Annotated in this window: 12 protein-coding genes; 4 read left to right on the top strand and 8 right to left on the bottom strand. The window is 66.3% G+C overall.

The genetic code is table 11. The features are described 5' to 3' along the window. The 4 genes from HZY97_RS20760 to HZY97_RS20745 form a co-directional block, all read left to right on the top strand. Positions 1-196: hypothetical protein (locus HZY97_RS20760; RefSeq protein WP_180147989.1), on the top strand; the 196-nt coding region annotated here is incomplete at its 5' end. A gap of 394 nt (positions 197-590) precedes the next feature. Further along, on the top strand, positions 591-1,553 hold the full coding sequence (locus tag HZY97_RS20755; protein WP_180147988.1) for a DUF4157 domain-containing protein: 963 nt from the start codon (positions 591-593) through the stop codon (positions 1,551-1,553). A gap of 31 nt (positions 1,554-1,584) precedes the next feature. Next, on the top strand, positions 1,585-3,117 hold the full coding sequence (locus HZY97_RS20750; RefSeq protein ID WP_218943176.1) for a GNAT family N-acetyltransferase: 1,533 nt from the start codon (positions 1,585-1,587) through the stop codon (positions 3,115-3,117). A 105-nt stretch (positions 3,118-3,222) separates the two neighbouring features. Then, on the top strand, positions 3,223-4,515 hold the full coding sequence (locus HZY97_RS20745; RefSeq protein WP_180147986.1) for a DUF4157 domain-containing protein: 1,293 nt from the start codon (positions 3,223-3,225) through the stop codon (positions 4,513-4,515). Here HZY97_RS20745 and HZY97_RS20740 read toward each other — a convergent pair. The 8 genes from HZY97_RS20740 to tssB all read right to left on the bottom strand — a co-directional run bounded on the left by HZY97_RS20740 (position 4,512) and on the right by tssB (position 15,049). Continuing rightward, entirely contained in the window at positions 4,512-6,425 is a 1,914-nt protein-coding gene (locus HZY97_RS20740; RefSeq protein ID WP_180147985.1) for a type VI secretion system Vgr family protein, read from the bottom strand. The two genes, HZY97_RS20745 and HZY97_RS20740, sit on opposite strands and share 4 nt — an antisense overlap. Beyond that, positions 6,422-8,935: a type VI secretion system ATPase TssH gene (gene tssH, locus HZY97_RS20735; protein ID WP_218943175.1), complete on the bottom strand. Its 2,514-nt coding sequence runs from the start codon at positions 8,933-8,935 to the stop codon at positions 6,422-6,424. Before tssH ends, HZY97_RS20740 begins: the two co-directional genes overlap by 4 nt. 26 nt (positions 8,936-8,961) lie before the next feature. Then, the gene (gene tssG, locus HZY97_RS20730) at positions 8,962-9,990 is read right to left on the bottom strand and encodes a type VI secretion system baseplate subunit TssG (protein WP_180147983.1); all 1,029 of its coding nucleotides are present in this window, start codon (positions 9,988-9,990) and stop codon (positions 8,962-8,964) included. Next, positions 9,954-11,780, bottom strand: coding sequence for a type VI secretion system baseplate subunit TssF (gene tssF / locus HZY97_RS20725; protein WP_180147982.1), 1,827 nt, complete (start codon positions 11,778-11,780; stop codon positions 9,954-9,956). The genes tssG and tssF overlap by 37 nt, the downstream gene beginning before the upstream one ends. Further along, positions 11,770-12,267 (bottom strand): type VI secretion system baseplate subunit TssE, encoded by a 498-nt coding sequence (gene tssE / locus HZY97_RS20720; protein WP_180147981.1) that lies wholly within the window; start codon positions 12,265-12,267, stop codon positions 11,770-11,772. Before tssE ends, tssF begins: the two co-directional genes overlap by 11 nt. A 7-nt stretch (positions 12,268-12,274) precedes the next feature. After that, entirely contained in the window at positions 12,275-12,775 is a 501-nt protein-coding gene (locus HZY97_RS20715; RefSeq protein WP_180147980.1) for a type VI secretion system tube protein Hcp, read from the bottom strand. 53 nt (positions 12,776-12,828) lie between these two features. After that, positions 12,829-14,403 (bottom strand): type VI secretion system contractile sheath large subunit, encoded by a 1,575-nt coding sequence (tssC, locus tag HZY97_RS20710; protein ID WP_218943174.1) that lies wholly within the window; start codon positions 14,401-14,403, stop codon positions 12,829-12,831. A gap of 94 nt (positions 14,404-14,497) precedes the next feature. Then, positions 14,498-15,049, bottom strand: coding sequence for a type VI secretion system contractile sheath small subunit (tssB, locus tag HZY97_RS20705; protein WP_180147979.1), 552 nt, complete (start codon positions 15,047-15,049; stop codon positions 14,498-14,500). Between the last annotated feature and the right edge of the window lie 18 nt (positions 15,050-15,067).

Genomic DNA, 15,067 nt, shown 5'->3' with positions numbered 1-15,067 from the left:
CTTCTCGGGTGCTCCCACCGGCACCGGCAGCTTCGGCGTCTCGGGCGTCCGCATCGCGCCGGTGCTCGGCACGCTCGGCGTCGGCATCGATGCCCGCGCCAGCAAGAATGTCCGCCTCGGCATCGCGCTCGAAGGCTCGGCCGGCGAGAACACCCGCGAAGGCCGCGCCTCGGTGCGCGTCAAGATCGGGTTCTAAGGAGCCGTAGTCGATAGCGGCGGAGCCGCGGTGCGGAGGGGTCGGAATCCCGCTTCGCACCGGACACCGCCAGCGGCCTCACCCTGGGGGGAGGCCGAGAGCCCGCGCAGGGGGACTGCGCGGGCTCTCTTGCTACCAGGGAACGCCGGTGCGAGTGTGAGAAGCCAAATATAGAGCAAGCAAACGCATCGAAGAGGCCGCGCCCAATTTCCCGATGCCTCGACAACCGGCCAAGTTAACTTGTCGTTTTGTACGGAAGGTCTAGAATCGCCCGACTCGACAAGGAGCCGGAATCTTGGCGACACGGGTAATCCAGGGATTTTTCATTGGCGGACGCGTCCAGCCTGCGCCCGGGATTGTGCGCGACGTTGCCATTCAGCGCAAGCCACGGTCGATGACACGCGCCCTGCCCGGCCCACCCTCGCCCGCTTATGCCGGCCGCGGCGCCGCCGCACAGCGCTTCGGCGGCGGCAACAGCTTCGAGATCGACGCGGTTCGGCTGGGCCTTGCGCGCAATGGCGGCAAGCCGCTGCCACAGGCCGTGCTCGCCAAAATGGAAGCCGCGTTCCGCACCGACTTCTCGGCGGTACGCGTCCATATCGGGCCACAGGCGGCCAGGATCGGCGCAGTCGCCTTCACCACCGGCAATGATCTCTACTTCGCGCAAGGCCGCTACCAGCCGGACTCGGTAAAGGGCCAGCAGTTGATCGGGCATGAGCTCGCCCATGTCATCCAGCAGCGCCAGGGCCGCGTTCGCGCGCCCGGCGCCGGGGTTTCGGTGGTGCAGGACCGCACGCTCGAGGCCGAAGCCGACCGGCTCGGCCAGCGCGCGGCGATGCAGCGCATGCCGGTCCAGGCCAAGGCAGCTTCCGACGCAGCGGCATTCAGGCGGCACGCAGGAATCCAGCGCAGGGCGGCGCCTTATGCCGGTCCAGCTCCGGCGCACCTAATTCAGCGCGCCTCCTCTTCGAAGAGTGAAAAGACCGAGCAGAAGAAGGCCGTGGTGAAGCTCACGATCAACGGCGATGTCTATGAAGGCACGTCGAGCGGACAATATGGCCATGCCGAGATGTCCGCGCTGCGCGACTTCATCCTTGCCCAGGGCGACTATAATACAGCCGCCGCAGTGTTGTATGGCGGACGCCCGACGGTCGAGTGCCACAACCAGCCGGTTTGTGGATCCTGTTCGCTGATTCTGCGCGCGCTCGGATTCCGGGTAGCGGACGCGCAGACCGAGTTCAGCGGCGAACCGAGCGGTGGCGTGTCCTGGGGCGCGAACATGACAGTCCAGGCGTTCCTGGCGGACTGCAACGAACAGGCCACCTATGCGCGCGCCCTCGAAATGGGCAAGAAATAGCGGCGGGGCCGCGGGAGTCGGGATCAGGATCGTGACCAATCGTGTCATTCAGGGGTTCTTCGTCGGCGGCCAGGCGCGCTCCGCCCCCGGCGTTGCGCGCCCGGCTGCGGTCCAGCGTGCGACAACAGCCGGGCCGCAGCAGCGCGTCGGCGCGCCCGCGCCTGCCTTTGGGGGAGGCGCCGCAGCGGCGCAGGCCTTTGGCGGCACCGGCAGCTTCGAGATCGACCCAACCCGGATTGGGCTCGTGCGGAACGGCGGCCGGCAATTACCCGAGGCAGTGCTGGCCAAGATGGAGGCCGCGTTCGGCGCGGACTTCTCGGCGGTACGCGTACATGTCGGGCCACAGGCGGCCCGGATCGGCGCCGTCGCCTTCACCACCGGCAATGATCTCTATTTTGCGCAAGGCCGCTATCAGCCGGACTCGGTGCAGGGCCAGCAGCTCATTGGGCACGAGCTCGCCCATGTCGTCCAGCAACGGCAGGGCCGGGTGCGCGCGCCCGGCAACGGCGTCGCGGTAGTGCAGGACCATGCGCTCGAGGCCGAGGCGGACCGACTTGGCCAGCGTGCCGCGATGCACCGCGTGCCGGTCCAGGCCAAACCCGCGAACGGCGCTGCATTCCGTCCCCAAGGCCAACCGCTTCAACGCCATGCCGGGCTCGGTGGCGGCAATGAGGTCCGGATCTCGGCGCCGATGCCGGCAGGCAATGGCAGCTACCGTCTCTCCGCAAAGTCAGGCACGGCGTCGATCGGTTCGGTTACGGTCCATACCCGCGGCCGCGGCGGCGTGGCGCGCATCACCGATCTCAACGTGTCCGCGGAGCATCGCGACCAAGGCATAGGCAAGATGCTCCTCGCCTCAGCCGCCCGCGCCAGCATGGCACGCGGCAATGCCCGCGTCTCGCTGCACGCTGACGACACGGGCAGCGGCAAGTTGAACCGCTGGTACAAATCGATCGGCTTCATGGAGACAGGTGGTCGCCAAGGGAGCCAGTCGCGCTTCGAGGCTTCGGCGCTGCGCGTGGCCAGCGCAGTGGCACAGCGCCGCACGGCGATGCCCGGCCCACCCGTCCGGCCAGGCCTGATCCAGCGCGCGTCCGCAGTGGTTGTGGACACTTCGGGCTTCAGCTCGACCAGTACCACCCTCAGCGGCCAGATCTATGGCATCTGGAAGAACGAACAGTATCCGAACGCTGTCCAGGACAGCAGCCTGTCCAAGGTCAAGTGCCTGTATGTAGGAAAGACGAACCCGAAAGTGGACGGCGACTATGGTGCGCGCTTCTACCAGCATTGCACCAAGGATGCCGACAAGCCCTGGTTCGTTTCCTCGAAATGTTCCTACGGCGATGATGCGGAAAAATGGCCGTACATCGTTCGCCAATTATGGGCGTTCAAGGACGTGACCTGCTTCGATGTTGCCGTGGCAGAGCAATATTATCACCAGGAATGGGCGAGTCCGCTCAACAAGATCCGCGCGATCACGCCGGAGAAATTCGCAGCATATAAAGACGATCATAGCATCTTCACGACGCACAAGGGCTATCCGTCTACCTGGAAGCCCATCTGATCAATTCGGTCCGAATTGGTATGATCCTCGGCAATTTCCGTGAATTCCCTGGCACCCGGAGCGCCGCTCCGATAGCCTGTCGGTGAGCTATTCTTGGGGAACGGCATGACGGGCCGAGTCATCCAGGGCTTTTTTCTTGGCGTATCGCCGCGGGGCTCTTGCGTGCCCGTTGTCGGCGTGCCTGGCCGTGTTCCGGCGCAACGCGCCATCGGACCGGTGCAGCGCGCCGCGCGCCCGATGCCGGGTCCGCCCCGTCCCGCATTCTCTTCGACGCATGGGGCCGTTGCCCAGGCCAAGGCGGCCCCGGGCTTCCCGGCGCCGGCCTTTCAGCCGGTCCAGCCCGTGCAACGTCATGGCGACGCGGGCAGCTTCGAAGTCGATCCCGTACAACTGGGTCTTGCCCGAAACGGCGGGCGCCCGCTGCCCGGAGCGCTGCTGACCAAAATGGAGGCAGCATTCGGCGCGGACTTCTCCGCAGTGCGCGTCCATGTCGGGCCGCAGGCCTCGCGGATCGGCGCGATCGCCTTCACCACAGGTAACGACCTCTATTTCGCGCCGGGCCGCTACCAGCCGGACTCGGCGCAGGGCCAGCAATTGATCGGGCACGAGCTCGCGCATGTGATCCAGCAGCGCCAGGGCCGCGTCCGCGCGCCGGGCAGCGGCGTTGCGGTGGTCCAGGATCACGCGCTCGAGGCCGAAGCCGACCGGCTTGGCCAGCGCGCCGCGATGTATCGCGGGCCCATTCAGCGAAAGGGCGCGGGTGGCTTCACGCGCACCGGCCATGCCATACAGCGCTCAAGCGCGAGCACGGACGATGAGAAGGAGCCGCCGATCGTCGCCGTCACCAAATGGCTGAAGGCCAATGACAAGGGTTCGCAAGCAAGCAATTATTCGGTCGGCGTTACCACCAAAGGTCACATGATCATCTCCAAGGTGGGCGGGCTCGGCGCGAAGGCGGGCATTGTGGCCGATCTCACGGAATATCTGCAGAGCAAGCACTCGGGCACGGAGGTGTATCTTGCGCCCGCTTTCAACACCGCCTCTCCCAGTGGCAATCACGCCGAGATGTGTATCGTCGCCGGCCAGAACTCGAATACGGGGGCCGTTACGAATATCCTGTGCACGCATCCGAATTGCGCGCTCTGTGCCGCGCAGATGAAAGCCGCGGGAATTGGGGGTGGATCGGTGACGGAGGGCACCGGCGGAAATCAGGCCACCTGGGTGCATCCTACCGAGGCGGCGTTCTTCGGCACCCAATATCAGGACAAGAGCGACATGGCGGTGCTGGTCGAGGCCCTCGTCGCATTCAACAAGGACACTAGCAAAGCAATTCCGGCCAAGTGCGGCGTCAAGACCACGACCAACCCAACCCGAGGTGGCGCAAAGAAGCTGATCTAGTTCAGCTTCACCATCCCGCCCTTCAGCTCGAGCATCCCCCCGCCGTCGAACTTGCCGGATGCGCTTCCCGTCACTTCGACCGAAAGCCCCTTGAGCGTCAGCGCGGTGCCCGCTTCGATCGCCACGCTGGTGCCGCCCTTGAGCGTCATCCCCGTGCCGGACTCGATCGCCACCGACCCGCTCGCCTTGATCGTGACATTGCCGGTGACGTTGATCGTCAGATTGCCCTTCACCGTGTCATCGCCATTCCCGTCCACGGTGCGGGTCCAGTTGCCCTTCACCGTCTCGTCGGCATTGCCCTGGATGGTGATCGCCGAATTGCCCTTCACTCCGTGCGTCGCGTTGCCGGTCGATACATCGGTGGTCCAATTGCCCTTGGACACGGTGAAGGCGTCATTGCCCTCCTGCACCGTCACCGTCCGGTCCTGCTTCACGGTCTCGGTGCTGCTGTTGAGCACGGTGACGTTCAGGTCCTTCTGCGCCTGGACGAAGATCTCCTCTTCGCCCGCCTTGTCCTCGAAGCGCAACTCGTTGAACCCCGCAGCGCTTGGCGTCGACTGGCTCTTGATCGTGCTCCGGCTCTGATTGTCGGGCAGCGCATAGGGCACCGGATTGTCGCCATTATAGACACAGCCGGTGACCAGCGGGCGATCGGGATCGCCCTCGAGGAAGCTCACCACCACTTCCTGCCCGACGCGCGGCAGCATGAAGCCGCCCCAGCTCTTGCCCGACCAGCTTTGCGACACGCGCACCCAGCACGAGCTGTCGGCGTCACTCTTGCCTTCGCGGTCCCAGTGGAACTGGACCTTGATCCGCCCATATTCGTCGGTCCAGATCTCCTTGCCGTCGGGCCCGACCACCTTGGCGGTCTGCGAGCCGGCGATGCGCGGGCGCGGCGTGACGCGCGCGGGACGGAACGGCACGGTGGCGGGAAAGGCAATGAACTGGTTGGTGTAGCTGCGCCGCTCGGCATGGTGATGCACCGAGAACAATGCGTATTTCGCGTTGAGGCTCGCTGCGGGATGGCCGCTGAGCGTGAAGGTGGTGCCGCTCGCCAGATGGCGGAGCGGCGAGGTGCCCCGGATCATGCTCGCCAGCGCCGCCAGTTCCTCGCCGCGCCGTTTCGACACGGCATCGCCGTCCGCCTTGAGCAGGAAGCCCCCGGGATAGTCATAGACCACCCCGGTTCCGACATTGCCGAGCAGGGTCGTCGCGGGCGTGGTGAAATTATAGTCCGCCGCCTTGTAGCCCGCCGGCACCACGGTCTGTTCATGCAGTACGTCGTCGACGCGCATATCGGTGAGCCAGGCATTGCCTGCCTCCAGCGCCAGCCAGGGCACGGTCGCGGCATTGGGGCAGGTCGGGAACTTGGCCGGATCATCGACCAGCACCAGCGTATGCGTGCCGGCCTTGTGCTCGAAATAATAGGCGATGCCGGCCGCTTCGAGCAGCCGGCTGACGAAGTCGAAGTCGGACTCGCCGTATTGAACGCAATATTCGATCTTGTCGTAGCTCAGCACCAGGTCGCTGCGCATCGTTGCGCCGGCATAGTCGCCGATCACCTTCGCCAGGATGTCCTTGACCTCCAGGTTCTGGAAGATGCGGTGATTGCGCGACAAGGTGAGCAGCCACAGCCAGGGGCGCATCTCGATCACGCATTGCGAGCTGCCCTGCGATACGCGCGCGGCGATGCCGTTGAAGATGCGCGCGACACCATCGCTGCCGCTTAGCGTCACATCTATCGACTTGCCGAGCAGCCCCTGCGGATCGACCCAGGTCGCGCCCATCCCGGCGACGAGCGTGAACAGATAGGGCACCGAAATCTGCTCGGTCCCCTCGAAGCGCTGCAGCGAAAGCACGCCCGCGCCAAGCGGCGTGGCCAGAACGAGCGACCAGGCGGGATCGCTCATCGGGAGATTTCGATCCGCAACCGCCCGTCGGATGCCACCGAGAGATGCGCCGCACGCGCCGGGGCAGCCTCGGCGAGCCGATCGAGCAGGCGGATCGAAAGCTCAGGTAACAGCTGGTGCGCGATGATCGCATCGACGCTGCGCGCGCCGCCATCGGCGATGTCCGCGGCGCGCGCGATCGCCTTCACCACTTTCTCGTCATAGGTCAGTTCGCCACGCCGCGCCGCCGTGAAGCGCTCGCCGACCCGGGCCAGCTTCAGGCGCACGATCGCCTCGATCTCGGCTGCAGCGAGGGGGCGATAGGGCACTACCACCAACCGCGCGAGGAACGCGGGGGGGAAATGCTTGCCCAGCTCGGCCTGTAGCCCCGCGGCAATCGCTTCCTCCGGCCCGCCTGCGGCGAGCAGCTCGGTTCCGAGGTTGGAAGTGAGCAGGATCAGCGTGTGGGTGAAGTCCACCGCCACGCCCTCGCTATCCTCGAGCATGCCGCGGTCGAACACCTGATAGAATATCTCGAGCACATCGGGATGCGCCTTCTCGACCTCATCGAGCAGCACCACCGAATAGGGCTGGCGGCGCACCGCTTCGGTGAGCACCCCGCCCTTGCCATAGCCGACATAGCCCGGCGGCGCGCCCTTGAGCCCCGAGACCGAATGCGCCGCCTGATATTCGGACATGTTGACGGTGATCAGCGCGCGCTGCCCGCCGAACAACAGGTCGGCGAGCGCGAGCGCCGTCTCGGTCTTGCCGACGCCGCTCGGGCCGCAAAGCAGGAACACGCCTGTCGGTTTGGCCGGATCGCCAAGCCCCGCCTGGAAAGTCTGAACGCGGCGGACGATGGTGTCGAGCGCCGCATCCTGGCCGACGATACGCTCCGAGAGCTGCGCCTTGAGGTCGCGCGCCGTGCTGCTCGCGCTGCCGAGGATCGCGTCGAGGGGCACGCCGGTCCACGCGGAGACGACATCGGCAACCGCGCGGCGATCGACGGCCACCGGCACCAGCGGCGTATCCTGCTGGATCTCGGCGAGTTCGAGCCGCAGACCCTGCAGCTCGGGATCGTCCGCCTCTGCCTGTTTCTCGAGCGTGCGCAGCCGATCGAAGGTGTAGCGTTCCTGCTCCCAGCGGCTGGCGATCGCGTCACGCAGGTCCTGCGCCGCGTCGCGCTCGGTCTCGAGCTGGTCGAGCCGGTCCTCGGGGTCGGCACCAAGCCGGTCCAACTCGGCGGTGAGATCGGCCAGCCGGGCCTCGGCGGCATCGAGCGAGGCCGGCCGGCACGACTGGGCGATCGCGACGCGGGCACAGGCAGTGTCGAGCACGTTGATCGCCTTGTCGGGCAGCTTGCGCTCGGCGATGTAGCGCTGCGACAGATGCGCAGCCGCAGCGAGCGCGTCCTCGGTGATGCGCAGGCCGTGGAAGCGCTCCAGCCGGCCACTCAGCTGGCGCAGGATCGCGATCGTCGTCGCCGCGTCTGGCTGCTCGATCTTGACCGGATGGAAGCGCCGCGCCAGCGCCGCGTCCTTCTCGAAATAGCGCTTGTACTCGGCCCAGGTCGTCGCCGCGATCGTGCGCAGCCCGCCGCGCGCCAGCGCGGGCTTGAGCAGATTGGCCGCATCCCCCTGCCCGGCCGCGCCCCCCGCGCCGATCAGCATATGCGCCTCATCGATGAACAGCACGATCCGGTCCGGCGTGCCGTTCACTTCGGCGATCACGCCACGCAGCCGCCGCTCATATTCGCCCTTCACGCTCGCGCCGGCCTGAAGCAGACCCAGGTCGAGCGAGCGCACCGCCACGCCGACAAGCGCCTCGGGCACCTGGCCGGCGGCGATCCGCTGGGCCAGCCCCTCGACCACCGCGGTCTTGCCCACGCCCGCGTCGCCCGTGAGGATCGGGTTGTTCTGCCGGCGCCGCATCAGGATCTCGATAACCTGGTCGATCTCGGCATCGCGCCCCACCACGGGATCGAGCCCGCCCTCGCGGGCCAGAGTGGTCAGGTCAATCGTATAGGCATCGAGCGCCGAGCCCTCCGCTGCGACGGCCATCCCACCCGCCACCAGCGGCCCTCCCGCGCCCTCGCGCCCGCTCGCGACGATATCCGCCAGATCTTCGCCAAACCGCTCGCGCGGGACGCCGGCAAATGCCGGCACTGCGTCCAGCAAGCGTTCGCGCAGCCCCGCATCCTCGATCGCCGCACGCAACAGGCAGGCAGAACTGATCGTGCCGTGCGCCAGATCGATCGAAGCGACGCCCCAGGCCTTCTCCACCGCAGCCGCGAGGCGATCCGACACGCCGGGCGCACCGGTATTGCCAGCGGGATAGCGGCGTGCCGCCGTGCTCAGCGCATCGGCCAACGCACGCCGATCCATGCCGTAGCGATCGAGTGCCCGGGCGAAATCCGTATCGGGCTGCTCAACCAATTCAGTGAACAGATGCTCGATCTCGACCGCATAGTTACGCGCCACGAGGCAGCGGCCCGCGGCACGCTCCAGCGCGTCGCTACAGGTCCGGCTCAACTTGCCGATCAAAGGCTTCAGCGCAATCATCGCTTGGTCACCCCAACGGGTACCGCGACCGGGGGCCTGAGCACAATCACCGAGGTGCCGGCGTCTTCGGGCACCGGCACCTGCTTCAGCCACGCATTCCAGCCCAGCCGCATCCGCCCGGTGCCGCCGAGCCGGGCGCGCGGCACGCTCGTGCGGGTCACGTGCAGACGCACTTCCACGGCGATCGTGTCGGACAGCAGGAAACGGAGCAGCTTCGCCAGCCGCAGATGTCCGTTCCTGACGCCCGGAAGAAAGGCGTCGGCACGTTCGGCCGACATCGGCCCCAAGGTGAGCGTGATGCCGGCCGACTGGTCCCACACCCGCCCGCCGAGCATCGCGCTGCGCCCGAGCCGCTGGTGCCGCCCGCGCGCGCCCAGGGCGGTGCGTTGATGCACCGGTACGTCCATCCAGGCGCCGCGGAATGGCGTCACCCGAGCAGGCAGGCTGAATTGCGAAGAGACCGACCGTTCGATCGCATGCGCGCTGAGCGGCGCCTGGTTGAGCAGGCCGGCGAGCGGCAGCAGCGACGCAGTGAGCCGCGGATCGCGCGCAACCAGGCTCGGCGTGGCCAACCCGAGCAGCGCGTGGAGCCGTCCGGCATGCAGCGATTCCTGCGGCCGCTGTGCCTGCAGCGCGGGCCTATACAGCCGCGCGAGATCGAGCGACGCGGTGACCAGCCGGTGGTTGAACAGGTCGAGAAAGTCGCGCGCGGCAACATGGCCCCGGCGGGCGGACTCGCTGACATATTCGGTATAAGGCGTAGGCAACGGGCCCGTTGCGCCGCCAAGGCCGATATAGTTCACCGTCACCTCGGGCGGCTGGCCCTGCGGCGCCAGGCGCACCGACTCAAGATCGCTCAGTGGGAAGGCGAGGCTCAGATTGCTGCGATAGCGGACCGGCCCCAGCTTCGCGCGCTTGCGCCACGCCTCGAGCACGCGCACCGCCTGGTGCGTGTCGAAGCGATACGGCTCGGCAACGAGCAGGTTGATCAGAGAATTGGCTGGTCCCCGGCGCGGGCTGGCCATCGTTTCCAATCCTCATTGTGATGCGCCCGGCGGACCGCCAGCTCGGTGAAGCTGTTGACCCCGGCATAGAGCGCGAAAAAGCGGTCGAGCACCGATCCGAGCAGCAGCGCGCTGTTGCCGACGAACTGGTCTTCGTTGAAGCTCACTACGATCTCGGTGCCGCGCACGAAGCCGCGCCAGTGCGCGCTCCCGAGCCGGCGGATGACCGGGCGCGTGACGATCGCATGGATGCCCTCGATCTGCCGGCGCTTGCGGGCATCGGCGTCGGCGCCGCTGTATAGCAGCAAGATCTGCTTGAGGGCGTCGAGCCGCGACGGCCCTTCGAGCGACCATTTGTTGAGCGTCAATTGCGATACGAGGCGCCAAAGATTCTCGCCGCCGAGCGGGGGATAGGCCGGCATGGTCGGCTTGGCGAGGCAGCGTATGTCATCGGTCGGCAGGTCGAGCTCGATCTGCAGCCTGGTCGCCAGCGTGATGTGGCGCGGCAGCTCGCGATTGGTGCAGAGCGTCTGCGCGAACAGCACATCCTCGGCGGCCGCCGCGGGGTTCATCGCCGGATCGACGAAGGACAGGAGCATCTCGGTGCCGGTCAGCGCCGGGTTCGAGACGGGCGCGCGGCGCGCCATCCAGCGCAGCACGCCCTCCCCTTCGACATCGGGCTCAGGGCTGAAAAAGGGCGAAACCAGCTCGCTCTTGCGCGCGCCGGTCGCACCGGCCGAGCGGGTGACGCGGAGCACGCTGTGCACCTCGGTCACATCGGCGGCGCGCAGATCGGGCTCGAGCAGATATTCGGTGCTGAGATGATCGAGCCGGATCGGCTCGCTCGTCTGGGGGAAGAGATTGACGATCGGCACGCAATTGAGCCGCATCGAACGATGGTCGAGCGCGAGCGGCTCCTCGGGATCGATGTCGAGGAAGAACAGCAGGTCGATCTCCTGCGCAGCGCCCAGCATGCCGGGCTCGAGGCCGGTCAGCTCGAGGAACAGGAACTTGTCGGGGAAATTGAAATATTCCTGGAGCAGCCGATAGCCGTGATGCGCGGTATCGGGATAGGGCAGCATCGCATCGCCGGGCTCCAGCCCCGCCTGGCGCAGCCCGAGCCGGGGCTGGCGCGGGGCGAGCGCCGCGGAATCGCTGCCATGCGGCGCGACGCGGGCTTCGATCCGGTGATTGGTGAGCAACTCGTACAACCGGTAGCGCGCGTTGCGGTCGCCATCGAGGAAGAAGCGCAACGATGAAGGCGCGAGATCGGCGAAGCTGCGCTCGCCGGTGCATTTGAGCGTGACGCGCAGGCAGGAATGGACGTCGCTGCGGCTATCCAGCAGCGCCAGCTCGCTCGCCGGGCGCAGCGACACCGCCGACACCTCGATCGGCCAGAGCTGCAATTCCGAAGTCGTCGTGAAGCGGCATTCGGCGCCGCCCGAGGTGGTGGCGAACAGCGCCGTCTGGCGCGGCACCTTCACGCCCTCGATCGCGCGCTGCTGCTTGGGCGAGACTGTGAAATGGACGACCGCCATCGACGGCACGGGCGCGACCAGCTGCGGATAGAGCGCCTCGAGCAGCGCGGTCGGCACTTCGGGAAACTGCGCATCATATTGCCGCTGCAGCCGCGCGGTGAGGAAGGCGAACGACTCGATCAGCCGCGCGATCTGGGGGTCGTCGGTCTCGGCGCCGGCGAAATCGAGCCCCCCCGCGAGGTCGGGATGCGTCCGCGCGAACTCAGTGCCGGCGACGCGCAGATGATTGAGTTCGTTGAGATAATAGGTGATGAACCCCGGATCAGTGGCCATCGCGCGGCCCTTCGAACTGCATCGGGAAGGCGAAGGTGACGGGCACCGTCACGCTGCCGAGGATGAGGTCGCCGGCAATCTCGGCGACCAGCACGTCGCTGCGGTCCGCGCGCGGGCGGAGCCGGACCTGCGGGTTGCCGAGGCGTGGCTCATAGATCGCGATCGTCTCGGCAATATGCCGCGCCAGCCGCGCGGTGCGGCTATCATCATCGACCCGGTAGACGGTCAGATCGGGCAGGCCATAGTCGATCGTGGTCCGCGTGCCGCTGCGCGTGCGCGCGTCCATCTCGGCATAGCTGACGGGCACGCGGGTGTTGAGCAGCCAGCCGAGCTGTTCGGCGATCGAGGCTTCGAGCTGCTTGCGGTCATAGACTTCGCGCCAGCCCATCCGCGCGGTGCGCAGGCGGTGGTCGCCCGCCTGGCCGCGCGGAATCAGGCGGTCGAACAGCAATACCGGCGCACCGCGCTTGTGGCGGATAACCGGCATGCTGAAATCACGCGACCTGCTGCTTGATCAGGTCGTGCGACACCGGCTGGACACCGCCCGCCGCGCCCGTGTCGGGCTTCTGCGACTTGTAGGTATAGGTCACCTTGCCATAGGCGAGCGAGACATTCTCGGTCGGCAGATCGCCGCCACCGCCGCCGATGCTGACATTGGAGATGATGATGTCCTCCATGTCGATCTGGAGGTACAGGATCGCCTGGTTGTCGCCGTCGGAGCGATAGCAGGTGAGCACAGCCTTGCCGATCTGCTTGCCGTTCCAGCAATATTTCAGCAGGTCGTCGGTCGCGGTGTCGAGATATTTCGAGAAGGTGAAGTCGGAATGGTTCGCCTGCTCGACCGTGCCGCCGCCTGCGCTGCTGCGCGTGGCCTTGGTCGGCTGGTTGAAGCTGTGGCTCCACGACAGGACCTGGATTTCGTCGGCGTGACTTGCGTCGGTCGACTCACCCTTGATGTCCGGGTCCGTGAACTTGAGAAAGCAATTGACGGCCATCGAAAGAGCCCCTTTTCAAACGATTTGGCTGCTGGTCCGCGCGCTGGCGCGCATCAGGCCGCGGCGGGCGGCGGCAGCTCGGCAACGAGGCGCAGCGAAGCGGAAAGCCCTTCCAGCTGGAAATGCGGCCGCAGGAACACCGTCGCGCTATAGGCACCCGGCTGGCCCGGCACGTCGACCACGTCGATCCGCGCCTCGCGCAGCGGGTATTTCGCCTTCAGCTCCTGGCCGGCGTCGTCCTTGTCGAGAACATAGTCGCTGATCCAGGTGGTGAGATACGACTGCACATTCTCCCGGGTCATGAAGGTGCCGATGCGGTTGCGCATCATCACCTTGATGTAATGGGCGAAGCGCGACGTGTTGAGGATATAGGGCAGCCGCGCCGAAAGCTCGGCGTTCGAATTGGCGAAGCTGGTGTTGAACTTCTTCGGCTTGTTGACGGTCTGCGAGCCGAAGAACGCCGCGTAGTTCGTCTCCTTGCAATAGACGAGCGAGATGAAGCCCTGGTCGCTCAGCTCCTTCTCGCGGCGGTCGGTGATCGCCACCTGGGTGGGGATCATCACGGCGCGGTCGCCATTGACGGTCTTGAACTTGTGCAGCGGCAGGTCCTCGACCTTGCCACCACCCTCGACCCCGCGGATTGCGGCGGTCCAGCTATATTTGGCAAAGGCATCGGTGATACGCTGGGCCAGGATATAGGCGGGATTGCCCCAGAGATAATTGCCCGCGGTCGGCTCGAGCCGCAGCGTCGCCTCGTCGACTTCCTTGGCATCGGCGGCAGCCGCGGCGGCTTCTTCCTTGTCGGCATCGAAATCGGTGCCGTCGGGCAGCAGTCGCGCGCCCATCCGCTCGCGGAACGCCAGCCCCTCGACCGGGTTCTCGACCGGATCATAAGGCAGGCGCATCAGCACGCGCGGCAGCGTCAGCGTGACATAGCGGCTATCCTCGCTGTCGCGGAAGGCGGTCCATTCGGCCATCTCGACCGACTCGAAGATCTTCGACAGGTCGCGCGGCTTGGCGAGCTCGTCGAAATCCTTGAGGTCGAACAGGCTCGGGTCCGCCGCCGCGATCAGCGGAGCGTGCGCCGCCGAGGCGACCGAGGCCAGCTTCTTGAGGAACGTCATCGAGGGCGCCGAGCGATCGAAATAGAAATCGCCGACCAGGCAGCCATAGGGCTTGCCGCCCAGCGTGCCATATTCCTCTTCATAGACCTTCTTGAAGAGCGCGCTCTGGTCGAAATCGACCGCCTTTTCGAGATCGGCCTGGAGCTCCTTGCGGCTCACGTCGAGCACGCGCAGCTTGAGCCGGGTCGAGGTTTCGGTCTTGTCGACGAGATAGAATAGCCCGCGCCACGTCGCCTCGAGCTCCTGCAGCGTGCCGTCATGCAGCACGGCGTTGAGCTGGGTCGTGATCTCGCGATCGAGCTCGTCGATCCGGTTCTGGATCACCTGGTAGAGGTCGAGATCCTGCTTGTCCTGATCGGTGCCCTCAACAGTGTCGGTGAAGACCTTCACCATGTTGAGGTTGCGGATCTTGCTTTCGGTCGGCACGTCGCTTTCGACGGCCGGCAGGCGCGCCACCGCGAACACGGCGTTCAGATCGAGCTTCTCTTCGGTCTTGTCAGGCATGATCGCCCTCGCCCTTTCTCATCTCGCGATCCGGTGGCCACGCAGCGCGCGGCGACGGACGCAGATCAACCCCGTCCGGCCGCAGCCGGACCCGTTACTTGCCCTTGTCTTTGCCGTCCGCCGGCGGTTCCAGCTTGGCGAGCTGGGCAGTCGCATCGCTGCCGATCTGCTTGATGCTGTCCTGCGCCACGGCGATCTTCAGCTTGGCGTGAAGCTCGTCATTGCTGTCGATCTTGGTCAGGATGTCGCGCAGCGCCGAGCGCTGGGTGTAGAGATCCTTGAGCCCCTTGATCCGCTTGACCAGCGACGCCGGGTTGAAGTCGTCGAGCGACTTGAAGGTGAGCACCCCGTCGGCATCGAGCTGGCCCTGATCGTCAAGCGCGCCCTGCACCGTCAGGCCGGGCGCGATCTTGGCCATTACTTCACCGAAATTGTCGCGATCGATCTCGACAAAGCCACGCGCCTTGTCCTTGAGCGGAACGCCGTCATAGCGGTCCGCGCTGCCGACGCCCGACAGATCGGCCATGATGCCGACCACGAACGGAATTTCGACCTTCTCGATCGCCCCGCCCGTCTCAACGTCATAGGTGATCTGGACCCGCGGCGGGCGATTGCGGTCGATCTTGTGTTGGGTACTATCCGCCATACGCCCCTCCCGAAGTCC

Source organism: Sphingomonas sp. R-74633 (assembly GCF_013416555.1).
Lineage (GTDB): Bacteria > Pseudomonadota > Alphaproteobacteria > Sphingomonadales > Sphingomonadaceae > Sphingomonas.
Note: the sequence above shows the minus strand (reverse complement) of the source record. Positions and strands in the feature narration are given on the sequence as shown.